The organism is Rhodobacteraceae bacterium IMCC1335, assembly GCA_039640495.1.
GTDB lineage: Bacteria > Pseudomonadota > Alphaproteobacteria > Rhodobacterales > Rhodobacteraceae > Thalassovivens.
On record CP046864.1, the window covers coordinates 2,142,886 to 2,167,611 of the forward strand.

Here is a 24,726-nt window from a genome sequence, read left to right on the forward strand (position 1 = left end):
TCTCCTTCCGCGTCACCTATGCAGCCCATGGCTCAAGCTAGACCCTATTCAAAAAATAGGATTGTTCAGATCTGCCCTTCGCCTCTTAATGGCAAGCCGCGCGGCAAGCGTTTTTCCGAATCATAAAACGGCAGATCAACGATCTTGCAAGTAACTTCGCCAGATTGCCGCGATTTTAAGGTTAGCGTTTTGCCAGACCAGTCGGCGGGATGATCAAACCGGGCATATCCTATTCCGCACTCCAAATAGGGTGAAAGCGCACCGGTTGTGACCATCCCAACGGGCGCGCGACCGCTAAAGATTAAATCGCCGGCGCATGGGGTGGCCGCAACGCAGCGCAATCCCAAAAGTCGAACACCAGAACTGGCCGCTCTCAAAGCATCGCGGCCTATGAAGGCTTTTTTACTTAGATCGACAAACCGCTCCAACCCTGCCTCATAAGGGGTCATAGAGATGTCAAAATCACTACCGCTATCCAAAATGCCGGCCTCGATCCTGCGCGTATTCATCGCCTGCATCGAACTAAAAACCAGACCATGAGAGGCCCCTATTTGCATCAAATGCTCCCACAAGCGCGGGCAATCTGTTTGACCGCCAAGGGTGTAGAGTTCATACCCTAACTCTCCGGTCCATCCCGTGCGCGACACGTAGATTTGCTGACCGGCAAAATCAAAAAAGCCAGAGTGAAAATATTTCAAACTTTCAGTGAGCGCGCCCGCAGATGCCTCGTGCATGATAGAAAATGAGTTTGGCCCCTGCAGCTGCAATACCCGCGATTTAGGATCTCTGAGCGTAACATCAAAGCCCTGGTTATGGGCCAAAAGCCATGGCTCTAGATCACCATCAGGATGCACAAACCAAAAGCGGTTCTCGGCCAGTCGAAACAAGATGCCATCCATAAAAATGCCACCCTGATGGGTACAAAGCAGCGCATAGCGCCCGCGATCAATTTTCATATCGCCAACCCGTCTGGCGACGATGCGCTCTAGAAAGGCAACTGCATCAGGGCCAGAGATCTCGATAGGGCGTTCGGGCACGTCGAAAAGCGCTGCCTGTTGTCGTAGCGCCCAATACCCCAACTCCGGAGGATCGCCGTTATGATGGGCAAAGAAACGGCCCGCGGCCAGGCGTAACACCGTCAGATCATTGGCATAGCAATGATGAAAAGGCGATAATTCGTTGCTCCCAACATAGGTTGGAAAGATATGCCCAGGATCAAGAGCAGGATGCTCATTCATCAGCAGCCTGCCCTTTCGCCCCATCATAGAAGGCACAAATCTTATTCCCGTCAGCATCGCGAATATAGGCATAGCAGATGTCGCTGCCCTCTTCGCGCGGACCAGGGGCGCCCTCGTCGCTGCCGCCGTTTTGTAAACCCAGCCTATGAAACTGTTCAAGAGCTTGCATTGTTGGAGCGGCCAGCGCAACCATCGTTCCGTTCCCGGGCGTTGCAGGACCTTGATCAAAGGGCGTTGTGATATAAAATTCAATTGCATCTTTTGCAGCTTTGGGGGCGTAAGCTGCGTAGGTTTCCACGCGCGCAACCTGGACCAATCCAAGCTGTGCCAGAAGAACATCGTAAAATCTGGCGCCCTGATCCAGATCATTGGTGCCGATCATCACATAGCCAATCATGTCTTCCCTCCTTTTTTAGAATGGCTCCCCTGCTTATTGGCATGGCGCAAGCTCTGTATTTTGCCACAGATCCGCATCAATCCGCTGCAAGGGCGCGCGACCCAAAATATCATCGCTGAGTTTTTCGGCCAGCATGATGGTGGGAGCATTTGTATTCCCGTTGGTCACAAACGGCATGATAGAGGCATCGACCACGCGCAGCCCAGACACACCATGCACCCGTCCGCGCGCATCCACTACGGCCCCCTTATCCGTCGCCGCCCCCATCCGGGCGGTGCAGGACAGATGCCATTGTGTTGTGGCATGAGATGTCAGGACCTGATCGAGTTCCTCGTCTGAATGGATGTCAGCGCCAGGAAAAATTTCGTCCCCTTTGAGATCGGAAAAGGCAGGTTGCTCAACAAGTTCTCGGACCAAGCGGATGCCTTTGCGCATAAGATCGCGGTCGCGCGCGTCTTTGAGATAGTTCACCAAGATGCGCGGCGGATCGCTAGGATCAGCAGAACGCAGCTCAATTGTGCCGCGGCTATGCGCACGCATCAATCCAACATGAATTTGAAATGCATGCTCTTGCAGCGGCGCCCATGTTCTATCATCCACCGCAATCGGCGAAATGATGATCTGCAAATCCGGATAATCCACGCCCGGGCCAGAGCGGACACAGCCCAGACCTTCAAACAGATTCGAGGCGACGATACCGCCACCTGTCATCATCCATTGAATCCCTGCCCCTAGTTTGGCCAGCGGCTTTGTCTTGGGCCAAAACGAAACAGGCCGCTTGCATTTATATTTCAGCACGAAATCAGGATGGTCATTCAGGTTTTGACCAACACCTGGAAGATCACACAGAACGTCCAGCCCCATATCTCGAAGATGCCCAGCCGGACCGACACCTGAGAGCATGAGAATCTGCGGCGAGCCAACCGCGCCCGCGCTCAGAATAATCTCTTTTCGAACATGGGCGCTGCGCAAGATGCCAGCGCTGTTTTTATACGTCACCGCCACGGCTTTGTTACCCTCAAAGGTAATTTTTTGCACCAGTGCCCGCGTCAGTATGGTCAGGTTGGATCGCTTACGGACCGGGTCAAGATACGCCCTCGCGGTGCTCCAGCGCTCGCCCTTAAAAACTGTGCGATCCGAGACTCCGAAACCCTCCTGACAATAGCCGCTCACATCGTTTGTTAGGGGGTATCCAGCCTCTTGGCCCGCTTTGATAAAGGCCAGCGTGATTGGATCCTTAGGCTCCGCGCGGTGCACGTGAAGCGGACCACCAACGCCGCGGAACTCATCCCGGCCGCCGCCATAGGTTTCCATACGTTTGAAATATGGCAGCACATCTGCATATCCCCAACCGGGGCATCCGGCCTGCTGCCACCCGTCATAATCCAACGCGTGCCCGCGGATGAACACCATGCCGTTGATCGATGACGATCCACCGATTGTTTTGCCGCGGTCATGCTGAATTACGCGGCCATCCAACCCGGGCTCAGGCTCGCCTTGAAATGCCCAATTATGCCTTGTGCTGGTCAGGTTTGACAAGACGGCCGCCGGCATTTTGAGCGAGAGTGCCCCCGTATCAGGACCGGCCTCAATCAACAAAACCCGATTGCGCACATCACTGCTGAGGTGGTTGGCCAAAACACAGCCAGCCGATCCTGCCCCTATAATGATGTAATCGAATTCCATTTCGACATTCTCCGCAAAAATTTAGTCTAACCCACGCCTTTTTGATTCTTGAATCGCCTGCGTGGGCGTTTTGTTGACCTTTCCTTTACAGATAAACTTACCGTTTGACAATATACTGACCAAAGGTTAGTAAAAAATGAACACTGCGCGGAGGCGTTATTTGCAATTAAACTCGGCTTTAGAATGTCTAAAAACCGCAACCGGCCTGAATTTTGGCCAGATCGCGTTGGCGCGTTGGGAAACTTGGATTACCGCTCCCGAGACGGAAGGCGTTGAATGGGGGCACGTAAAATCCTGCTTGTTCGTTCGCCTCACCACCAAAGACGGACTATATGGCTGGGGTGAAGCTTTTGTGCTGCCCTATCGTGAAAAAGCGGTTGCAGAAATCATTCATGCGCTGGGTCGCTCGGCAAGCAAATTAAAATCTATTTCACCTTGGGCATTTCGTGATCTGGCAAAGCACGCCGCCGCGTGTCATCAGAGCTTAGAGTTTAGCGCCGCGAGTAGCGCGTTGGAAATGGCCTTATGGGATATCTTAGGCAAACTTTTGAACGCACCGCTCTGCGACTTATTGGGGGGCAATTACAACCGCGCCATTCCAATCTATGGAAATATCTGGAGCACCACGCAATGGGATGTCGCTTCGCTTGAAACGCGCGCAACCGATCTTGTCGCTCAGGGGTATAGGGCAATCAAAATCCACTCCATGTTAAACCACACGGCGCAAGACGCCGCAAACTGCGTAAACCAGGTGCGCGCTGCAATAGGCGGTGACATTGCGATTCTGGTTGATTTGGATTCCCAAAACAATGCCGACGCCGCAATACAAATTGCACAGGCAATCGAACCCGCGCACCCCTATTGGTTTGAAGAACCCATCGACGGCAGCGACATCCGGGCCCTTGCTCAGATCCGCAAAGACCAGACACTACGCGTTGTGACGGGTGAAAAAAACTGCGGTCTGGCACATTTCCGCGCCGTACTGGCTGCAGGTGCTGCCGATATTTTAAACCCTGACATAGCCGCAGTAGGAGGGATTCTGGACCTGCTTGATATTGCGGAACTGGCCGACCAGCAAGGCGTTCAGATCTCGCCACATTGCTGGAATTCGATGACCGTTGCCGCTGCGGCGATGCTCCATGTTTGCGCGTCGATCCCCAACGCTGAAATGGCCGAAATATATCCCGAATATATCCGACATGGTGAAAAATTTGCGCTTACAGCGTTCCTTCTAGAGGGAGAGTATGCCCATCTCTCAAATAAGCCGGGGATTGGTGTTGACCTTAATGTATCGGCTCTGCACGATCTTTGTGAGCATCATCAATCCACTTGCCTGGGTCTTGCGGAGGCAACCTGTTGAACGCATCTCTTGAAGTCAAAGCGAAACTTGCCTGCCTTTATGCAGGCGCTGTGTGGGGGTTATTCTGGATTCCCCTTAGGGCTCTCGAAGAGGCAGGCATTCACGGTCTTTGGATCACCGTTGTCTATTTTCTGATACCGACAATCTGCCTAATTCCCGTTACCCTAAAGCGATGGAAGCATGTCAAAAAGGGCGGGCTTTCATTGCAACTAACCGCAATGTTATCGGGCGGAGCATTGCTGCTTTACTCAACGTCAATCGTATACACGGATGTGGTGCGGGCCATGCTGCTGTTTTATCTCACGCCGATATGGGCGACGATATTGGCGCGGATCTTTCTAAACGATGCGATCACCCCAAGCCGCATAGTTGCTATGGCGATGGCCATTCTGGGCATGTTGACCATTTTTGGTCTGGGCGCGCGGTTTCCCATCCCGCAAAATATAGGGGATTGGCTTGGTATTGCCTCGGGGGTTCTTTGGGCGATAGCGATGGTGCGCCTGCGCATGTCTGAAAGCCATTCAGCCATCGAGTTGACGGCCGGATTTTTTCAGTGGTCGCTGATCTTTTCGGCAAGCGCTGCATTTTTACTGGCCCCTGCTTATATACCAAGAGTCGAGCAGGCTTTACCGGCGCTGCCATTGCTACTGATTTTCATGGCTCTTCTGGTTTTGCCCGGCACCTATGCCTCGCTTTGGGGGCCAAAATATCTAAGCCCAGGTATCGTTGGCCTATTGTTCATGACCGAAATCGTCGTTGGGGCAATTTCGGTGGCGCTTTTAGCTGGCGAACCCTTTGGTCTCCGTGAACTTACGGGCGTTTTGCTTATCGCCGGGGCGAGCATGCTGGAACCACTCTTGGCGCTCCGTCGCCCACTTAGAAATCTCCATCCAAATGATTAAGTGGCGCTCTAAACTTGCAGGAATTTTTCTTTAAAAGCCTTGGAACCCAGCGCAATATCTGCAATTGCCTCGATCTTTTTGCGAGCCTCTTTATGCTTGGCGGCGCTTATTTCATCAAAAGGCAACAGTTTTTCGATGGCAAATTGCATTTCCGATATGGCCATATTGGTCTCGACCGGGTGCGGCAACAGGCCGGCGCGCACCCAAATGCCATCAATATGAACCCCCAAGTGGCGCGCCACATGCTCAGCCTCCTGTTCAGGTAAAAAATGCTTCAACTCGTGCATCAGGTTGGTTCTGATGCGTTCATTATTAGCAATCTGAACGCGCTGGCATTCTTTATTATGGGGCACTTCAGAAATCAGAGAGACCCAAGCTTGGCACACTTGACGATTAAAAATCGTTTCAAAAAAATTGGCGACGATAATCGCCCAGAGCCGTTCATAGGGGGTAACTGCATAGCGGTATAATTCGACAACGGATCCGCTGAGCAACGTGTTCGAACTTCGAAACACGGCCTCAAGCAAAGCACTTTTATCTTTAAAATGGTGCAGCACCACACCTTTTGAAACGCCGGCAATATCGCCAACTTTTTCCAATGTGGTTTTTCGCAAACCGTATCGAATTACCGCCTCAAAGGCCGCACGAGACAGTTCGACGCGTCTAATGGCTCGGATGGAACTGGTTCGCATATAGGGGCACCTTCAAAAATCTACGTTTCTTTTATTGGCATAGTTTGGTCGAAAAACCCACAAAAAACAACCATTGACATGAAAAACTTTCTAATGGTAAGTTTTATCTACAATAAGAAAAAAAGGGACGACTACCAACAGTGGACGGTCGATAATCAAAGGGAGTAATCATGCATCAGATTAGTAAAGTAACCAGCATTCTTGGCTTTGCTATGCTTGGATTGGTTGGCAGCGCCGCTGCCGATAGCAGCGATCCAATTAAGATCGCGGTCAATGAATGGACAGGACAGCACGTATCGGCACATATCGCGGGCAGCGTTTTGCAAGCCGCGGGATATAATGTCGAATATGTCACCGCCGGCGCGGTGCCGCAATTTGCGGCCATTGCGCAGGGAAATCTACATCTGCAGCCCGAAACATGGGGCAATAACGTGGGAGACATTTACCCCAACTCTGTTGCCAATGGTGATATCGTTGTCTTGGGATCAACAGGCCTTGAGCCAACGGAAAGCTGGATGTACCCAAGCTACATGAACGCGCAATGCCCCGGATTGCCGGATGTGAACGCATTGATCGCCTGCTCGCAGCTTTTTGCCGCGGCTGAAACGTTTCCCAAGGGGCGTTTAATCACCTATCCCGCCGATTGGGGCACACGCTCCAAGGATTTGGTTAACAGCGCAGGCTTGCCATTTGAACCGATTGCCGGCGGATCGGAAGGCGCTATGATTGCCGAAATGCAGGCTGCCTATAAGACACAATCCCCCATGTTGGTGATGTTTTGGGAGCCGCATTGGGTTCACTCAGAGATGGATTTCGACTGGGTTCAATTCCCCGGCTATACCGAGGATTGCGACACCAACCCCGAACCCGGCATTTACCCCGACAAAACAGGCGATTGCGGCTTCAAACAAGCAAATATTTCCAAAATTGTGTCGCGTGATTTTGAAACCAACTGGCCCGGTGCCTTCAAAATCATGAAAGCCTTGTCCATCGATAATGCTATGCAGAATTCGCTTCTTTTAGAGATCGATTTCAACAAACGTGAGCTTGAAGAAGTGATCGCAGAGTGGATGCAGAATAATGAATCTACTTGGAAGCCTTGGGTTGCCGCAGGCAGTTGATCCTGCGCGCTGCTAAACACTCAAACGGGGCGGTCTCATTCCACCGCCCCGTTTCGCGACTAACTCTAACAAAATTTCTGAAATAATTTGCTGGTCATGTTGAAACAGGCCAAAGGCGCTGAAATACTCGGGCTTATATGTAATTACTCGGGCGTATATGTAATACTCGGGCGTATATAAAGGGGGGGGCTAGCATGACACAGAAGAGCGAAGCCAGCGTTAAAATCGCCTGTCGCAATGTCTGGAAAGTATACGGCAATGATCCCAATGCTTATTTTGATCGCCCCACCGGCCCCGTCAGCGATAACATCCCAGACTTGGTTGATAAGATAAGGCAGAACGGCGCAATCCCAGCGGCTGCAGATGTTTCTTTCGAAGTTAATGAGGGTGAGATTTTTGTTATTATGGGCCTGTCCGGTTCCGGTAAGTCAACAATGGTGCGTTGCCTGTCACGCCTTGTCGAGCCGACTCGGGGGGAAATTTTACTCGATGGTGAAGATCTGCTTAAGAAAAACAAGTCTGAGCTGATCGATATCCGCCGTCACAAAATGGGTATGGTTTTTCAAAGCTTTGGGTTGCTTCCGCATCTATCTGTGGCCGAAAACATCTCATTTCCTCTCAGCCTGCAAGGCCTATCGGCCAAAGAACAACGCGAAAAAACAGCGCGGGTGATTGAACTGGTTGGGTTGGAAGGGCGCGAAAAAAGTTTTCCGCGGCAACTCTCAGGGGGACAGCAACAACGGGTGGGAATTGCGCGTTCCTTGGCAGTAGAGCCAGAACTGTGGTTTCTGGACGAGCCATTTTCCGCGCTTGACCCGTTAATCCGACGCCAGATGCAAGATGAGTTTCTGCGCATCCAATCAACGTTAAAAAAATCCATCGTCTTCATCACGCATGATTTTCTAGAGGCGCTGCGCATTGCTGACCGAATGATGATCATGCGCGATGGCATGGTGGTACAGATCGGCACACCCGCTGAATTGATAATCAATCCGGCAGATGACTACGTTGCTGAATTCACCAGTGATGTCCCTTTGACGCGTGTGTTGTTGGCGCGCGATGTGATCGACGATACCGCAACGGTACAAGCGGGCATGTTTGAAATGCAAGAAACGGTTTGCGTTGAAGATCTGCTTTGCCATCTTGCAATTCATCGCGACGGTGTTGCGGTTGTCCAGAATGGGAACCCCATCGGCGTTGTTACCCCGACATCGGTGGTATGTGCCTTGTCGAAGGGTTCAGAAGTTAAAGCTGATGCCACACGGCAGCAGGAGACTGGATGATGCGCGCCAACACGGATGCCGTTGAACACTCTCAAAGGCCGGCAGGGCGTTTTTCCTTGGTCCTTTGGGTAACTATACTTGCTGTGACCTTAGGCTTGCTGGCCCTGCGCGACGTGGCCCCTTGGCTGATCATCTTTCCCGACGAATGGGTTATGCCGATTGTATCTGTTTTAAACACCATCATGACCTGGGTCGTAGAGGCAACAGGAGCATTTTTTCGCGCGGTTTCTACGGTTTTTGACGTGCCGATGGATGCGGTTCGCAGCCTTTTAACCTGGCTGCCCTGGTCCGTCTCAGTGTTTATATTGGTGAGTATCGCCTACGCGGCATCGGGGTGGAAGCTTGCCGTTTTTACAGCTCTTTCTGTCAGTTACATGCTGGTTGTGGGGCTTTGGATTGAATCGATGAATTCGCTCGCTTTGGTGGTGGTATCGGTGCCGCTGGCCGTGTTGATTGGATTTGCCATCGGAACCGCAGGGTTTTTCTATCCGCGCGCGGAACGTGCCATCATGGTCACCTTAGATGCGCTGCAAACTATTCCAGCCTTTGCCTATTTGCTGCCTATCCTGTTGCTATTTGGTTTTGGCGTAGTGGTGGGGCTGATTGCGAGCATTTTATATGCCTTCCCTCCGATGGTACGCAACACGCTGCTTGGTCTGCGCCGCGTTGCGCCGGAAGTGATCGAATCTGGTTTGATGTCGGGGGCCACCGCGACCCAATTGTTTTTTCGGGTGCGCGTGCCAAGCGCAGCAAGACAAATTATGCTAGGGATTAACCAGACCACGATGGCGGCGTTTTCAATGGTGATCATTGCTTCAATTATTGGTGGAGCGTCCGATATTGGCTGGGAAGTTTTATCAGCGATGCGCAAGGCACGGTTTGGCGAAAGCTTGGTGGCAGGGGTGGTGATTGCCTTGATGGCCATGGTTATGGATCGTATAACGGCGGGGTTTGCAAACCGAAAACCAAGGGAGACGCATCTTGCTTCCGAACCGTTTCACAGGCGTCATCAATTTACTTTAACCGCCGTTACGGGCGTCTTATGTCTTTATTTTGCCAGCCTTATTTTGCCACCACTGCAAACCTATCCAAAGGCTTGGGTCTACGACCCGTCTGGCCCTTTGAACAGCGCGATCGATTATATCATCATTGAATATGCAGCTTGGATTGCGCTGATTAAAAAATGGGCGTTCTTTTACCTAATGCTTCCAATCAAAATGGGATTAGAACAGGTGATTTCACCCTTTTCATGGGGGTTCACATTTACCCCCGCGTTGAAGGCTGGTTATGCTTTGACGGCACTGGCACTGATGGCACTTGCAGGGCTGCGCGGGCGGCAGAGACTTGCGATGGTGATTGGCTTGCTGGCGATTGTGCTGTTTTTTGGATTGACCCGCATGCCATGGCCAGCGCTCTGGTTGATTATGGCCTTTGTTTGCTGGCAGTTATCTGGCCCAAAGCTGGCTTTCTCCGTTTTAATCGGGCTCGCCTACCTGTTACTGTCAGGCATCTGGCCGCAGACCTTGCTGAGTGTTTATCTCTGCGGCATTGGCGTCGTTTTATCATTCACCCTCGGCTCTGCACTTGGCATTTTAGCCTCTGAATTCAAACCTGTTTCGCGATTTTTACAGCCCATTAATGACACGCTGCAAACCATGCCACTCTTTGTGTTGCTGATCCCTTTTGTAATGATCTTCAAAATTGGCGAATTCACAGCCCTCCTGGCTGTGATAGCTTATGCCATGGTCCCTGCAATCCGCTATTCTGAGCATGGATTGCGAAACGTACCACATGAGGTGATTGAAGCAGCCACTTGTATGGGCTGCACCCGTTGGCAATTATTGTGGCGGGTAAAGATTCCCTTGGCCCTTCCTGAAATGATGCTGGGCCTTAACCAAACAATCATGTTCGGGATTTCTATGCTGGTTATCGCGGCCTTAGTGGGCACCAGCGGCCTAGGCCAACAAGTCTATATCGGACTGGGAGATGGTGATTTTGGCGTTGGTATGACCGCGGGGATCGGCATGGCGGTTATCGCAATCATCGCAGACCGAATGACCGCTGCCTGGAGCGTGAAGCTGCAGGAACGCTACACATCAAACCCAGCCGGCTGAAGGTTAGCGCTATGGTAAAAACACCTGCCCTGCCCCTGACAAGTACGCATTGGGGCACATATCGCGCCAAGGTCGCAAATGGCTGCGTGCAAGCGCTGCTACCCTTCGAGCATGACCAAGACCCCTCTCCCATTGGGCCAGGCATTTTGGATGTGCAACATGGGCCAATGCGCATAGATATGCCCATGATACGCAAAAGCTGGTTAGAGGGCAAAGCTGGCCAAAGCACCGAGTTGCGCGGGCGCGAGCCGTTCGTCGCCGTAGGCTGGGCGGAAGCGAATCGTTTGGTTGCGGATGAGCTCACGCGTGTGCGCCGCGATTTTGGCAATCAGGCGATCTATGGCGGCTCTTACGGTTGGGCCAGCGCCGGCCGGTTTCACCACGCCCAAAGTCAGCTTAAGCGGTTTTTGAACTGCATCGGTGGCTTTACCAGTTCAAAATTCACCTATAGTTTTGCCGCTGCCGAGGCTATGGTGCCGCATATCTTGGGCAGCTTTCGCGCTTATCTGGACACCTGCACAAGTTGGGAGCTGATCCGGGACCACACGCAGCTTTTTGTCTGTTTCGGAGGCGTGCCGCTGAAAAACGGTCAGATCAGTCAGGGCGGCACCGGATGTCATATTCAGCGCGACGCCCTGTTGGCCGCAAGCGGCGCGGGAATCGAGATTATCAATGTCAGCCCGATAAAATCTGACATGCTTGAGCAGGTTGGCGCTGAATGGCTGCCCCTGCGCCCAAATACGGATGTGGCGATGATGCTGGGGCTAGCGCATACTTTGCAGGTCGAAGGGCTTACAGATCAGGCGTTTTTGGATCGTTATACACAGGGATTTGAAGCCTTCCTGCCTTATTTGATGGGCGAGCAAGACGGCATCGCAAAAACCGCAGATTGGGCAGCCGAGATTTGTGAAATTCCTGCAGAGACGATCCGCAGATTGGCCCGCCGAATGGCCGCCCAGCGCACGATGATTTCACTCAGTTGGTCGCTCACGCGTCAAGACCATGGTGAGCAACCCTTCTGGATGGGTATTACATTGGCCTCAATGCTAGGCCAGATCGGTCAGCTCGGTGGCGGGTTTGGATTTGGTTACAGCGCGATGAATTACATCGGAGGCAAATTCAAAAGCATTTCCGGAGCATCTCTTCCACAGGGAGAAAATCCGGTTGAAAACTTTATTCCGGTGGCCCGCATCACTGACATGCTGCTTAATCCTGGTCAGCCCTTCGATTTTGATGGGGGACAATATACATATCCTGATATTAAACTGGTATGGTGGGCCGGAGGCAATCCTTTTCACCATCATCAAGACCTGAACCTGATGATGCAGGCTTGGCAACGGCCTGACACGATCATCGTCAATGAATGGTGCTGGAATTCACTTGCCAAACACGCTGATATCGTACTGCCCTGCACCACCCCGATGGAACGTGCTGATATCGCGATAACCCCGCGCGACCCCTATGTGATTGCCATGGCGAAACTGACAGAACCCTTTGCGCAGGCCCGCGACGATTATGAGATTTTTGCGGGCATTGCTGGGGCCATGGATGTTGCAGAGGCTTTCACCGAAGGGCTTAGCGCTGCAGATTGGCAAAGGCAGATATACGATCAAACAATCAATCGAGCCCATAAAGACGGCATCGAGATGCCCGAGTATGACCGTTTTCTTGACAAAGGCTGGTTTAAACTTGCGGAGCCTGCGCGTCCCACCGTTATGTTAGAAGATTTTCGCGCCGACCCTGCAGCAAATCCGCTGAGCACACCTAGTGGTAGAATTGAAATCTTTTCACAAACGGTTGCAGATTTTGGCTACACCGATTGCCCCGGGCATCCGCTTTGGCAGGAACCCTATGAATGGTTGGGCAATGGAGCTGACTATCCGCTTCATCTGATATCAAATCAGCCAAAGGAAAAATTACACTCTCAGCTCGATCACGGCTCTGTCAGCAAGGCCAGTAAAGTTGCAGGGCGCGAACCATTGCACATGCATCCTGACGATGCCCTTATGCGCGGGCTCAAAACCGGGGATCTTGTGCGTGCGTTTAACGATCGCGGTGCCTGCCTAGCTGGCATTGTGGTTGATCCGGCCATGCGCCCTGCTGTCGTTCAGATGAGCACCGGGGCCTGGTATGATCCCGATGAAACCGGTTTGTGCAAACATGGCAATCCCAACGTGCTGACCCGTGACAAGGGCACATCAAAACTGGGGCAAGGCCCAAGCGCGCATTCCTGCCTGATCGAGGTTGAATTGTTCACAGGCCCAGCGCCATCCGTCACCGCACATGCGCCACCCACCATCCTACGCCCCTGCCCAGATAACGATCTAATGGAAAAGACATGAGCAATCTTCAAGAAGCCTCTGATTTACATAAAAGCGTCGCTATAAGCGCCCGTCGTTTTGAGGAATCTCCCTTTATCGAACGCACACGCCGACCTGAGATGGTGAAAGGTGTTTATGCAGGGCGGTTCTTCACAATTTATATGGGTGAAGATTATCTCGATAAATATTGGTGTCTGCGTCAAAAAGCGCTGATCTTTGACGTCCCTGAAAAGCCGATCGAAATCTGCGGGCCGGATGCCGTTGCGTTTCTAGAAAAAGTATTTGCCCGAAAGATTGCAACAATGACCGAAGGCCGCGGATATTACGCGATTGCCTGCACCCCGCAAGGCGGCATCTTTATGGATGGGGTGATGTTTCGGTTGGCGGAAGACCGTTTTTGGTATGTGCAGGCCGATGGCCCAATGGAAGCCTGGTTGATGGCGCATTCTGAGGGCTTTGACGTCACGATATGCGACCCGCACAGTCGCGTATTGCAAATTCAAGGGCCCGCCTCGATGGCGATCATGACCTCTGCCTCAAACGGGGTGATTGACGATACAATGAAATATTTTCGTTCCGGATATTATGACTTGGGCGGTCAAACGCTCTATGTTTCGCGCACCGGATTTACCAATGAGCTCGGTTATGAAATTTACAGCAACGGGGCGCAGACGGATCATCTGGCGCTTTGGGATCATCTGATGGATTGCGGCGCGCCGCATGGAATGGAGTTTTCATCCACCCACGCCTTGACCATCCGCAGGATCGAAGGCGGTATTCTTGGAAATGGCACCGATATTACGCCGGATATGACGCCTTTCGAGGCTGGCTTGGCACCTTTCGTTAACATGGAAAAAGGCGATTTTATCGGTCGGACGGCGCTTTTGAAGAAGGACAGGCAATGCTGTCTCTTTGGGCTGACATGCAGAACGGAAACCCCGGCCGCAGGCGCACGGGTCTTCGAGGGTGGCACTGAGGTCGGGCGTATTACCGCAGGGATCCCCTCCCCAACGCTGGGCCTTGGCATCGGCTATGTGCATTTTAACGCACCGGGCGATTGGGTCGGCCGTACCCTCGCGATGCGCCTGCCTAACGGCAGCCTGCACGATGCTCAAATCGTTCAACCACCGTTTTTTGACCTAGATAAAAAAATTGTACGCGGGTTGGATCGTTCTATCCCACAACGCCCAGCGAATTGATCAATGAAAGCACTAGATAGCATGACTGACGCTGACATTTTGGAACCACAGGATTGGACCTTCCCAATACCCATCGCATATGGGCCGGGCCGTCTTGGGGAAATTGGGCAACATTGCGCGGTGCTGGGGCTGAGAAATCCCTTGATCGTCACCGATAAAGGCAGCCGAAATTTGCCGTTCATTTCACGGCTGCAAAATTCTTTGTCTGACGCAGGCCTGTCCGCCGGCTTATTTTCGGAAATATCGCCAAATCCGCGTGATGATGAAATTGGCATTGGGCGCGATAAATTTCGCTTGGGCAATCACGATGCGATCATTGCGATTGGAGGCGGCAGTGCGATGGATGGCGGTAAGGCCATCTGCCTTACGGCCAGAAATGAAATAGATCTTTGGGAGTTTGAATGGGAAGCCGAGCCGGCAGATATTGGCCCTGATCAAGCGTTTCCAACGCTGATCACCATTCCTACCACGGCCGGAACTGGCGCCGAAACTGAAAGTACAGCGATGGTCACCCATACGGGTAAAGGGATGAAATTCTGCATCTACCATCCGCAATTGAAGCCATCTTTGGCGCTGCTTGACCCAGAACTGACCGTTGGCCTGCCCGCCAATCTGACCGCCTGGACCGGCGCGGATGCCCTGGTGCATGCAATTGAGGCCTTTTGCGTGCCAGGTTTTCATCCGCTATGTGACGGCCTTGCGCTGGAAGGGCTGGCTCTGGTTGTGAAATGGTTGCCAGTGGCAGTACGCGCGCCGGAGAACATGGCCGCGCGTGCCGGCATGCTTGTCGGCTCTTGCCTTGCCGGGATCGCGTTCCAAAAAGGCTTGGGGCATGTGCACGCCATCTCGCATATGGTGGGCGCTGAGTTTAATACACAGCACGGGCTCACCAACGCAATCATACTGCCAGTTATTCTACGGTTCAACTTGCCGGGCATGGAGCACAAGGTAAAGCGCATGGCAGATGCCATGGGCCTCACAGATTCGTCCGTTGATGCCTTCATTGTAGAGGTGGAGCGCCTTCTTGACGACATCAATATCCCACGATCTCTAAGTGAAATCGGAGTGCCCGCAGATTGTGCCGGTCGCATTGCCGAAAAAGCAATGCAAGATAGTGCGGCGGGTACAAACCCCAGAACCACGAGCCCCGCCGAAATGGAGCTTTTGGTAGAAAGCGCTTTGGCTAAAGCACGCTAAGGGAAGGAAAAAACCAATAATGTACAGCGCATTCCAAAAGCACGATGTTGAAACAGCCCCAGAGAAAAGCAAACCACTCTTGCGGCAATTGCTTGAGCATTCGGGGCCAAATGGGTTTTACGCCGTAACCGCAGAATCTCCAGAAACGCTAACAGCATATGCTGCGCTCCATAAAGCGTTCATGGCATCAAGCTTTACGGATGAAGAGAAAACTGTGGTTTGGCAGAGCATCAATGTCGAAAATCAATGTCACTTCTGCGTTCCAGCGCATACTTACATGGCCAAGGCTATGAGGATTGATAAGGCGGTATCAAATGCTCTGCGCGACGAAACAGCTCTTCCCACGGCCCGGCTCGAAGCTTTACGCGATTTTACCTTGCTGTTGTTGCGTAATCATGGGCACGCAAGTGACGCTGAAATCTCAAAATTCCTAAGCGCCGGTTTCACTCATCAGAATATGTTAGAGGTCGTTCTGGGCTTGGCTCAAAAAACGATCAGCAACTACGTCAACCATTTGGCGCGTACACCCGTTGATAAGCAATATGAACACTACGCCTGGAAAAAAGTGGAATAAAATCAAATGAAGAACCTTTCAAACTTTTATATCTCTGGGCAGTGGGTTAACCCAATCTCAGAGGCCTCAATGCCAGTTCTGAACCCTGCCACGGAAGAACAAATTGGAACGGTCGCTTTGGGCAATGCAGCGGATGTGGACAGCGCAGTCGCCGCTGCTAAATCTGCCTTTGATAGCTTTTCTTTGACCAGCAAAGCAGATCGTTTGGCGCTTCTTAAAGCGTTGAAAGCTGTCACTGAAAAGAGGTTCGAGGATCTTGCACAGGCGATGCGTATAGAGATGGGCGCCCCGATTAGTATGGCACGCAACGCGCAGGCCGATGCCGCGATTGGCCATCTTATTGGCTTCATAGAGGCGCTTGAAACGCTTGAGGAACGCTGCATTCTATCCAATAGTGATATTTTGATACGCGAACCGATTGGCGTTTGTGGGCTGATTACGCCTTGGAATTGGCCGATGAATCAGATCGCGCTTAAGGTTATTCCGGCGCTGGCCACCGGCTGTACCTGTATTTTAAAACCCTCCGAGCATACGCCGATTTCCGCAATGATCTATGCGGAAATTATTCATGAGGCCGGCTATCCAGCTGGAGTGTTTAACCTGATCAATGGCCTTGGAGACACGGTTGGTTCGGCGCTGTCGCGTCACCGCGATGTACAGATGATATCGTTTACCGGTTCAACGCGTGCTGGGGCAGCGGTCACTCGGGATGCGGCCGAAACCGTCAAACGGGTGACGCTTGAGCTGGGTGGTAAATCACCCAATCTCGTCTTCGCGGATTGCGATCTTGCAGAGCGCGTCACCGCCTCGGTCGGTGAATGTATGTTTAACACCGGACAATCTTGCGATGCTCCAACGCGGCTTCTGGTCGAGCGCGCCTGTTATGACGAGGTGCTCAAAATCGCGAAGCAGGCGGCCGAGGCAACGATCGTTGGGGATCCGGCCAAGGCGGGTGATCATATCGGCCCTCTCTTTGACCGCCTTCAATATGAACGTGTGCAGGCAATGATCCATAAGGGGATTGCCGAAGGGGCAACCTTATTGGCAGGCGGTCACGGCAAACCCGAAGGCTGTGAAATTGGTTGGTACGTGAAGCCAACGATCTTTGCAGATGTCTCCAACGATATGGCGATTGCGCAGGAAGAAATATTTGGTCCCGTTTTGGTGATCATTCCCTTTGAAAATGAAGATGAGGCGATAGCGATTGCCAATGATACGCCCTACGGGCTGGCCGCTTATGTGCAAACTGGCAGCGCGGCTCGTGCAGAGCGTGTTTCTGCGCGCCTGCGCGTTGGCGCCATTCACGTCAACGGGGGGGGCTTCAATTACGGATCCCCCTTTGGCGGCTACAAGCAATCGGGCAATGGCCGCGAAGGCGGATTGATGGGGCTAGAAGATTATCTTGAAACAAAAACGCTGCATGGCATCACCTGAAAGGCATCTGACATGACAAACCGAATTATTCGCCCGCGCCGCAGTTTCATTTTCACACCAGGCTTGCGCCCTGACATGTTCCCAAAAGCGCTGGCCTCGGGTGCAGATATGGTCTGCGTTGAGCTTGAAGACGGGATTGCCCCGAAAGACAAAGCCGAAGCGCGGCAAAAAGCTTTGAAGCTGTTTGAAACCCCGCAAGCCGATGACGGTGTCGAGCGGATCCTACGCATCAATTCGATGCGCGAACGCTTTGGGATCGAGGATGTGAATGCCGTCTTAAACAGCAAGACCCCGCCACCTGCCTTGATGATGCCCAAGCTACGTACGCCAGACGAAGTGGTGATTTTGGATCAATTGTTAACAGAAGCGGGCCATGCAACGCGGTTGCACGTTATTATTGAGACCAATGAGGGGCTTGAAGCCGCGTTTGAGATTGCCAAATGTTCGGAGCGCATTGATGCGATGTTTTTCGGCGGCGTCGATATGGCGGCTGAACTGCGATGCCAAAATACATTTGACGCGTTGATCTATGCACGCTCGCGCGTGGTGCATGCCTCTGCTGCCGCCGGATTAGACGTGATTGATGTGCCGTTTCTTGATCTCGATGACCCTGAAGGGATGCGCGTTGAGGCCGAAAAGGTTCGCGACTTGGGGTTTTCTGGTAAGGGCTCGGTGCATCCAAAACAGATTGCTGCGCTGAATGAAGTATTCACACCGAGCGACGCGCAAATTGGTCGCGCCCGTCGCATTATCAACGAATTTGAAAAAGCGGATACTGGTCTGATTGTGATCGACGGCAAATTAATAGAAAAACCGGTTATGCGTGAGATGTACCGGATCGCAGCAATTGCGGATAGACTGGACCGTTAAAATTAAAAATGTGGCGACGTTCCATATGAAGGTCTTCGCGCAGCCATAATAGATCAGGAACAATTTGATCGGGTTCAGGAGCAGCTGCAAAAGAGATCAGTTATCAAGCGGGGCAAGCACCCCTCTCGTGGACCCTCTGCCTTTCTGGTTGGCAAAGTCTATGACGAGACAGGGGACAGATTGGTGCTGTCAGACTAAGTAGCCTAAGCATCAGAAATCGATTAACGGCCCTTTCTATGAGATCAGTAAGGAGCGCCACTCGTTGAGAGCAGCGTCACGGTTTCGCTTGAAAGTACTGCGCTTGGAGAGGGACCTTTGTGAATTGAAGTGATTGTGAAACGAGGCGTGGACTGAGGCAAATTTTTGGAGGCTGTGCATACGCCTAAATCGCAGCATCGCACGTTCTCGTCGTCGAAAGGGCAGATGTGAATTCTTAACTCTGTTGTTCGCCCACCGCCCGGTAACTTTCTTCTTTCGGCCACCGACATCTTGAACCGCTTGATTCCCAATTACCTTCATAGCTGCGCGATACGATTTCAATCTGTCTGTCACTATTTGATGTGGACTTCCATATCGCTTCATGATTTTCTTTAAGAATACCAAAGCTGCTTTGCGGCCCTGACGCTTGGTTACATACCTGCAATGGAAAAGGGTCAAGTTTCATCGACACGAAACTCCAATAGTAATTATTCAAGTATCGTTAATCCCAAATCTTACCTTTTTTCAAATATCGGGTTTTAGCAGACGTGAGGTTGCCCGTGGTGATGTCACGAAACCACTATAATATAAGGTACTTTCGTGACATCTCTGAAATTGGCAAAATGGCACCTGCCATAACTTTTATTTTTCGGAATTATTTCTTGCGGATATGACGTAATTAAGAGTCCCATTTCCATCCAAATATTCCAGATCAAGACCGGAGAAATTGGTTCATTGAATAAAACAATGAAAGCAAATGCACTTGATGCTATTAATCTTAGTTAATGAATTTTTCTAAGTTTGGATAAAAGCAATACATATTGACATGGGGTGGCGGTGCACAACCTCGGTCCCTACCCCCATAACCATAAAATACTACAAGATTAATGATAAACGACCACATTTACTTTAGATGGGTAGGATGATGGGTATGTTATAAAATTTACACTAAGTAATTGATATTATTGACTTAGTGGCGGACAGACAGGGATTCGAACCCTGGAGGCGGTCTCCCGCCTACACACTTTCCAGGCGTGCGCCTTCGACCACTCGGCCACCTGTCCATCAGCGGGGTTTAGCCCGACCACTGGGTGATTTGCAAGAGGCTTGTGCCACCATTAAAAAGCGACAAAACCCAAGTCTTCAAAATCCTTATAAGGTGTTTAAAGGAAAAAAAGCTTCTGCGTATTGCGCTCGGCTTGTAAATCCTTCGTGCCACAGACAATGCCGCGCAACACAGAAGCACAACACCAATCGATGCGGAGTTGCTCGAAAACGGGCACATCGCTCATCAGAGCCGATACACTGCCCTTCTGCGCTCAATCTCTGGTCTATTTTTCAAAACCGCGCGTCCTGTATAAGACTCCGAAAGGTTAACCGTAAATAATCAGCCGTTTTTTAACCTATTTGCACCACCGGCCAGCGCTTCTGGGTTTCGGAGCCAAATATCGCGTTGAACAAAGGGCATCTCAATCCCTTCGGCCTGGAACACGGCAGCAATCTCATGATTTAAATCTGTTTTCACGCTCAACATCGCATTCACATTGCGCAGAATAGCTCTGATTTCAAAATTCAAACTGCTGTCACCAAAGGCGCTAAAAACCACATATGGGGCAGGATCACCCATCACCAGCGGGTGTTTTCCTGCGATCTCTAATAATAGCCGTTCCACATGTTTGGTATCCGTTCCATAGGCCACGCCAACGGGAACAATAACCCGGCCCAAAGTGTTGCCGCGGGTGTAATTCGTGACCACACCAGCAACAAGATCCGCATTTGGAACAATAATATCACTGCGATCAAAAGTTTCGATCCGCGTGGAGCGAACAGAAATATTGCGCACATAACCCATTTTTCCGCCCACCTCGATCCAGTCGCCCTCACTCACTGGGCGCTCGATCAATAAAATTATGCCCGATACAAAATTTGACACGATATTTTGTAAGCCAAAGCCGATGCCAACCGATAACGCACCCGCAACGATGGCCAGAGATGACAGATCGATCCCAATCGAAGAAATCGCAACCAACGCGGCCAGAAAGATGCCGATATATCCGATTCCAGATACCAGAGCCGTTTGCGCGCCCGGATCAATCGATGTTTTTGGCAGTACGGAAGCTTTTAACGCCGATTGAACAAACCGGGTGGCCATATAGCCCGCGGTAAAAATGATGACAAACGTTAAAAACTCTCCAGGTGACAGGCGCGTTTCACCAATTTGGACACCTCTCAACACCTGGCTCCAAAGCTCTATCAGATCAACCGCCCGCGCCCCCCAAATAAGCGCAAAAACTGGAAGCGCCAACAAAAGGAACGAAAAGCCAATTAAAATCGGCAACAACGCATCCTTGCCGGCTCCGGCCTTGCCGAGGAAAACTTCATATGTATCGCTCACCAAGCGCTGCAAAACCAAAATTGAAGCCAACAAGCCAAGCGTGAGCACAAACGGATACAGCAAAGCATTGGCCGCGTTCATATAACCCAGCGCACCAGCCAAGATGGCAATGATCGCAACGAAGCGAGACACCCGTCTGAGCAACCACATCATCGTTTGGTAAAGCGGAGCTGTTTTCTCTACAGACGCGCCAAGCGCGACCGCCTCCTCAGCGCTTGCAACCGGTTGTTGCGCCAAACGCATCAAAATCAACGCTGTTAAAACCAAAAGGGGAAACGTCCAAATCACCAGAACATGCGGTGAGCTGGCTTCATAATGCGCGACCAGATCCAACACCGCATGAATAATAAAAACAACTGCCAAGACACCGACCAACCGGGCATTGCGCTCGTCATTCTGTTTGCCATCCGCGATTAGAACCGCTGTTTCCCCTACGAATAAGCGTTGCCCTAGCCAGAACGCACCAAAAATCCAGGCCGCCCAATAATGATCAAGCGCCCGCTCGATCAGCAACGTGCCCTGAAATCCCAAAAAGCCGTTTTCCAACAGCGTCAATAAAAGAAAATGCAGCCCCGACGCCTTCACCACAGCGATCACCAGCGTGCTTAAAAACCCAGTGCTGGAGACCAAACCTTGGCGTTGATAAATCAGATCTCTGCTCAGCCGCTGTACTATGCGCGGCGCGGCAAGCAGCAATAGCAGCGCGATAAGAAGGCTTAACACGAAAGAGGCAAGAAGCTGCTTCCCCGCCAGCAGAGTCAGCGCAAGCGGTATCGTTTCAAACGTTTCCCCAAGTAAGCCGCCCAGAATATCGCTGAGCTCAAGCAAAGCTTTAGGCCAAGCCACAATCGAAAGCGGACTTTTTGACAATTCGAACAATGCTGATTTTTGTTCAGCTCGGATCAGTTGATCGACTTCCTTGACCAGCCCCTGCGCCTTACTCAGGGCTTCTTGGGCTTGCGCAACGGGCAGTTGCAGCTTTGCCAAATCCGCGTTCAACGCCCTTCGGCGCTGCGCCAAAGGATCGCTCTGCCCCTCCGCTGGGGGATCGCCAAGCGCTAATATTTGTTCCTGTAAAGTCGCAATACGGCCCGAATTCGCTTCGCTCGCCCGGATAAATTGATCCCGCCAATTCGCAACCAAACCGCGCAGGCTTTCCGAAACGTTCTGTTGCAAAATTTGCCGTTCGACATAGGCAGACTCAGAGCTCCATCGCGTATAATCCGGTAGGCTCGATTGGGCGAAAGCGGCTAGGTTGAGACCCATCCAGATAAACCACAGCAGGCCCCAAGCCCATAATTTAGCGACCGCCTTCACGGGGTTTCGTACACTTCTGGCACGACGCGCGTCGCCTCTTCGAGCCATTCAGGGACCGGCAAGCCCTTCTCACGCAAAAACGTACGATTAAACAGCTTTGACTGATAACGCGCGCCAGAATCGCAAAGAATGGTTACAATCGTATGTCCGGGGCCCAAGTCGCGCGCCATGCGCATCGCGCCCGCCACGTTGATCCCTGACGACCCGCCCAAACATAAGCCTTCATGCTGCATCAGATCAAAAACGATCGGTAGCGCCTCGTGATCACTGATCTGATAGGCAAAATCCGGCTGAAACCCTTCTAAGTTTGCAGTCACACGCCCCTGCCCGATACCTTCCGAAATAGACCCGCCTTCAGACTTAAAAACGCCCTCGGTGTAATAGGAATAAAGCGCCGCCCCCATCGGATCAGCCAACCCGATTTTAACGCCTTTCGGCTGCAAGGCTGCCGCAACGCCAGACAGCGTTCCCCCAGAACCGACAGCACAAATGAACCCATCTACCTTGCCCTCGGTTTGCTCCCAGATTTCAGGACCCGTGGTTTCAATATGCGCCTGACGATTGGCAATATTATCGAATTGATTGGCCCAAATCGCACCATTTGGACTGGTTTTAGCAATTTCAGCCGCTAAGCGCCCGGAATACCGCACATAATTATTTGGGTTTTTATACGGGACCGCGGGTACTTCAACCAACTGCGCCCCAAGCAGACGCAACGCGTCTTTTTTTTCCTGGCTTTGGGTATCGGGAATTACAATCACCGTTTTGAAACCCATTGAGGCTCCAACCACGGCCAATCCAATCCCCGTATTCCCAGCAGTCCCTTCAACGATAACGCCACCGGGGCGAAGCATGCCTTTTGCGATTGCATCTTTGATGATGAACAAAGCTGCGCGATCCTTAACAGATTGGCCAGGATTGCGAAATTCAGCCTTTCCTAAAATCGTACATCCGGTTTCCTCGCTGGCATTTAGCAGCTTGATCAATGGCGTATTGCCAACCAAATGCTCTAAGGCAGGCGCATATTGCATGAAACCCCTTTCAATTCGACCGTGTGTGCCAACCCCATAGTGGCTCTGGGCCCATAACTCAAGCGAAAGCACCGCTACGCTATTGCAGTTTAGCGACGCTCGGGCTGTTATATAGACTATAGATCAGACGCACCTGTTGGAAGACATAGATAAAGATCACACCACCTTACGCACCCAAAAAGCGGCTATCGGTTGGTCACGGTAATCTGCGTCACGTCACAATTGCTGGTCGAAAACGTTGCAGCGCAAGATGTAAGGTAAAAATTCCACATGCGGCGAAAGCGCTCATCAAATCCCAAAGCGGCCACTTGATCCCATTTTCCATTAAACACATCATGCCAGCGGCGCAGGGTTTGCGCATAGCTTTCGCCAAATTCTAAGGATCGGACCACATTCAGACCGGCGGTTTCAATCTCGGTTCTCAAAGCGCTCGGACTGGGCAGCATTCCACCCGGAAAAATATATTTCTGAATGAAATCCACACCTCTTTGATAGACGTCCCAGCGCGCATCTTGCACCGTTATAATCTGAAGCGTCGCATGTCGCCCGGGTTTCAAACAATCGCGCAAAACTTTAAAATATGAAGGCCAATATTTTTGACCCACAGCTTCAAACATTTCGATGCTTGCAATCCCGTCATATTGCCCGGTTTCATCCCGATAATCTTGCAGCTTGAACTCTACCAAATCGGACAGGCCCAGTGCTTCAATGCGTTCGCGGGCAAATACAAGCTGCTCGTTGCTCAGGGTAAGGCCGGTTACTCTTAATCCATGCTCTTTGGCGGCATATTCTGCAAATCCACCCCACCCGCAGCCAATTTCTAAAATATGATCTCCCGATTTTACATCCATCTGTTCGACCATCGAGGCGTATTTTGCCAATTGCGCATTTTCCAAACTTTCTTGTCCGGTTTTGAACAAGGCAGAGGAATAGGTCATCGTCTCATCAAGCCATAGTTGATAAAAGTCATTGCCCAAATCATAGTGGTAGCTGATATTTTTCAGCGCTTGTTTTTTTGAATTACGTTGCAGCCAAAATCGAAATTTTTCATAGAAACGCACCAACGCCATTCCGGGAAATCCATCATAGAGATCATCATTGTCTGCGTGAATCAAATCCATAAACGCCTGCAAGTCTGGCGTGCTCCACCACTGATCCAAATAGGCATCACAAAACCCCAAATCCCCCTCGCGGATCAGGCGCGCAAAAATATCAGGATTGTGAATATTTAACTGCGCGATCGGGCCCTTGTTTCTGCCAATCGCCCGAAACACGCGGCCATCGCTTAACGCAAAGTCCAACTGGCCAGAATTCATATTGCAAGCCATATCAAACACTCGCGAAAAATAGCGTGGCAAGTTCTTTTGATTTTGGGTCGACGTAAACAGCATCATTAC

19 protein-coding genes and 1 tRNA gene are annotated in these 24,726 nt (G+C 51.5%); 11 read left to right on the forward strand and 9 right to left on the reverse strand.

Annotation, left to right across the window (positions count from 1 at the left end):
* Positions 1 to 65: 65 nt before the first annotated feature.
* The 3 genes from GN241_10195 to GN241_10205 are packed head-to-tail and all read right to left on the reverse strand — an operon-like array spanning position 66 to position 3,321.
* Positions 66 to 1,310 carry an aminomethyl transferase family protein gene (locus GN241_10195; GenBank protein ID XAT57699.1) on the reverse strand — a complete coding sequence of 415 codons (1,245 nt, stop codon included), beginning with the start codon at positions 1,308 to 1,310 and terminating at the stop codon, positions 66 to 68.
* Positions 1,231 to 1,635 (reverse strand): VOC family protein, encoded by a 405-nt coding sequence (locus GN241_10200; protein ID XAT57700.1) that lies wholly within the window; start codon positions 1,633 to 1,635, stop codon positions 1,231 to 1,233. Before GN241_10200 ends, GN241_10195 begins: the two co-directional genes overlap by 80 nt.
* A gap of 33 nt (positions 1,636 to 1,668) precedes the next feature.
* Positions 1,669 to 3,321 (reverse strand): choline dehydrogenase, encoded by a 1,653-nt coding sequence (locus tag GN241_10205; GenBank protein ID XAT57701.1) that lies wholly within the window; start codon positions 3,319 to 3,321, stop codon positions 1,669 to 1,671.
* Positions 3,322 to 3,457: 136 nt separating this feature from the next.
* On the opposite strand from GN241_10205, the gene GN241_10210 reads away from it, so the two are divergent.
* Positions 3,458 to 4,681 carry a mandelate racemase/muconate lactonizing enzyme family protein gene (locus GN241_10210; protein XAT57702.1) on the forward strand — a complete coding sequence of 408 codons (1,224 nt, stop codon included), beginning with the start codon at positions 3,458 to 3,460 and terminating at the stop codon, positions 4,679 to 4,681.
* Complete coding sequence (locus GN241_10215; GenBank protein XAT57703.1) at positions 4,678 to 5,583, forward strand: EamA family transporter; 906 nt, start codon at positions 4,678 to 4,680, stop codon at positions 5,581 to 5,583. The genes GN241_10210 and GN241_10215 overlap by 4 nt, the downstream gene beginning before the upstream one ends.
* A gap of 8 nt (positions 5,584 to 5,591) precedes the next feature.
* Here the strand turns inward: GN241_10215 and betI are convergent, their stop codons facing one another.
* The gene (gene betI / locus GN241_10220; protein XAT57704.1) at positions 5,592 to 6,275 is read right to left on the reverse strand and encodes a transcriptional regulator BetI; all 684 of its coding nucleotides are present in this window, start codon (positions 6,273 to 6,275) and stop codon (positions 5,592 to 5,594) included.
* A gap of 170 nt (positions 6,276 to 6,445) precedes the next feature.
* Here betI and GN241_10225 point away from each other — a divergent pair, with 170 nt between their 5' ends.
* The 9 genes from GN241_10225 (at position 6,446) to GN241_10265 (ending at position 18,388) form a co-directional block, all read left to right on the forward strand.
* The gene (locus GN241_10225) at positions 6,446 to 7,396 is read left to right on the forward strand and encodes a glycine/betaine ABC transporter substrate-binding protein (protein ID XAT57705.1); all 951 of its coding nucleotides are present in this window, start codon (positions 6,446 to 6,448) and stop codon (positions 7,394 to 7,396) included.
* A 194-nt stretch (positions 7,397 to 7,590) separates the two neighbouring features.
* Positions 7,591 to 8,679 carry a betaine/proline/choline family ABC transporter ATP-binding protein gene (locus GN241_10230; protein XAT57706.1) on the forward strand — a complete coding sequence of 363 codons (1,089 nt, stop codon included), beginning with the start codon at positions 7,591 to 7,593 and terminating at the stop codon, positions 8,677 to 8,679.
* A complete protein-coding gene (locus GN241_10235; protein XAT59249.1) occupies positions 8,679 to 10,793 on the forward strand; it encodes an ABC transporter permease subunit in 2,115 nt (704 codons plus the stop codon). The genes GN241_10230 and GN241_10235 overlap by 1 nt, the downstream gene beginning before the upstream one ends.
* Before the next feature lie 11 nt (positions 10,794 to 10,804).
* A complete protein-coding gene (locus GN241_10240; GenBank protein XAT57707.1) occupies positions 10,805 to 13,135 on the forward strand; it encodes a molybdopterin-dependent oxidoreductase in 2,331 nt (776 codons plus the stop codon).
* Entirely contained in the window at positions 13,132 to 14,313 is a 1,182-nt protein-coding gene (locus GN241_10245) for an aminomethyl transferase family protein (GenBank protein XAT57708.1), read from the forward strand. Before GN241_10240 ends, GN241_10245 begins: the two co-directional genes overlap by 4 nt.
* A gap of 21 nt (positions 14,314 to 14,334) precedes the next feature.
* Entirely contained in the window at positions 14,335 to 15,510 is a 1,176-nt protein-coding gene (locus tag GN241_10250; protein ID XAT57709.1) for an iron-containing alcohol dehydrogenase, read from the forward strand.
* A gap of 19 nt (positions 15,511 to 15,529) precedes the next feature.
* Positions 15,530 to 16,084, forward strand: coding sequence for a carboxymuconolactone decarboxylase family protein (locus GN241_10255; GenBank protein ID XAT57710.1), 555 nt, complete (start codon positions 15,530 to 15,532; stop codon positions 16,082 to 16,084).
* Between the two features lie 6 nt (positions 16,085 to 16,090).
* The gene (locus GN241_10260; protein XAT57711.1) at positions 16,091 to 17,518 is read left to right on the forward strand and encodes an aldehyde dehydrogenase family protein; all 1,428 of its coding nucleotides are present in this window, start codon (positions 16,091 to 16,093) and stop codon (positions 17,516 to 17,518) included.
* Between the two features lie 12 nt (positions 17,519 to 17,530).
* Positions 17,531 to 18,388: a CoA ester lyase gene (locus GN241_10265; protein XAT57712.1), complete on the forward strand. Its 858-nt coding sequence runs from the start codon at positions 17,531 to 17,533 to the stop codon at positions 18,386 to 18,388.
* Between the two features lie 234 nt (positions 18,389 to 18,622).
* Here the strand turns inward: GN241_10265 and GN241_10270 are convergent, their stop codons facing one another.
* The 5 genes from GN241_10270 to GN241_10290 form a co-directional block, all read right to left on the reverse strand.
* Positions 18,623 to 19,045, reverse strand: coding sequence for a DDE-type integrase/transposase/recombinase (locus tag GN241_10270; GenBank protein ID XAT57713.1), 423 nt, complete (start codon positions 19,043 to 19,045; stop codon positions 18,623 to 18,625).
* Between the two features lie 515 nt (positions 19,046 to 19,560).
* Positions 19,561 to 19,650, reverse strand: a tRNA-Ser gene (locus tag GN241_10275).
* 323 nt (positions 19,651 to 19,973) lie between these two features.
* A complete protein-coding gene (locus tag GN241_10280; GenBank protein XAT57714.1) occupies positions 19,974 to 22,346 on the reverse strand; it encodes a DUF3772 domain-containing protein in 2,373 nt (790 codons plus the stop codon).
* Entirely contained in the window at positions 22,295 to 23,329 is a 1,035-nt protein-coding gene (locus tag GN241_10285) for a cysteine synthase A (protein XAT57715.1), read from the reverse strand. Before GN241_10285 ends, GN241_10280 begins: the two co-directional genes overlap by 52 nt.
* A 185-nt stretch (positions 23,330 to 23,514) precedes the next feature.
* Positions 23,515 to 24,723 carry a methyltransferase domain-containing protein gene (locus GN241_10290; protein ID XAT57716.1) on the reverse strand — a complete coding sequence of 403 codons (1,209 nt, stop codon included), beginning with the start codon at positions 24,721 to 24,723 and terminating at the stop codon, positions 23,515 to 23,517.
* Positions 24,724 to 24,726: the final 3 nt, after the last annotated feature.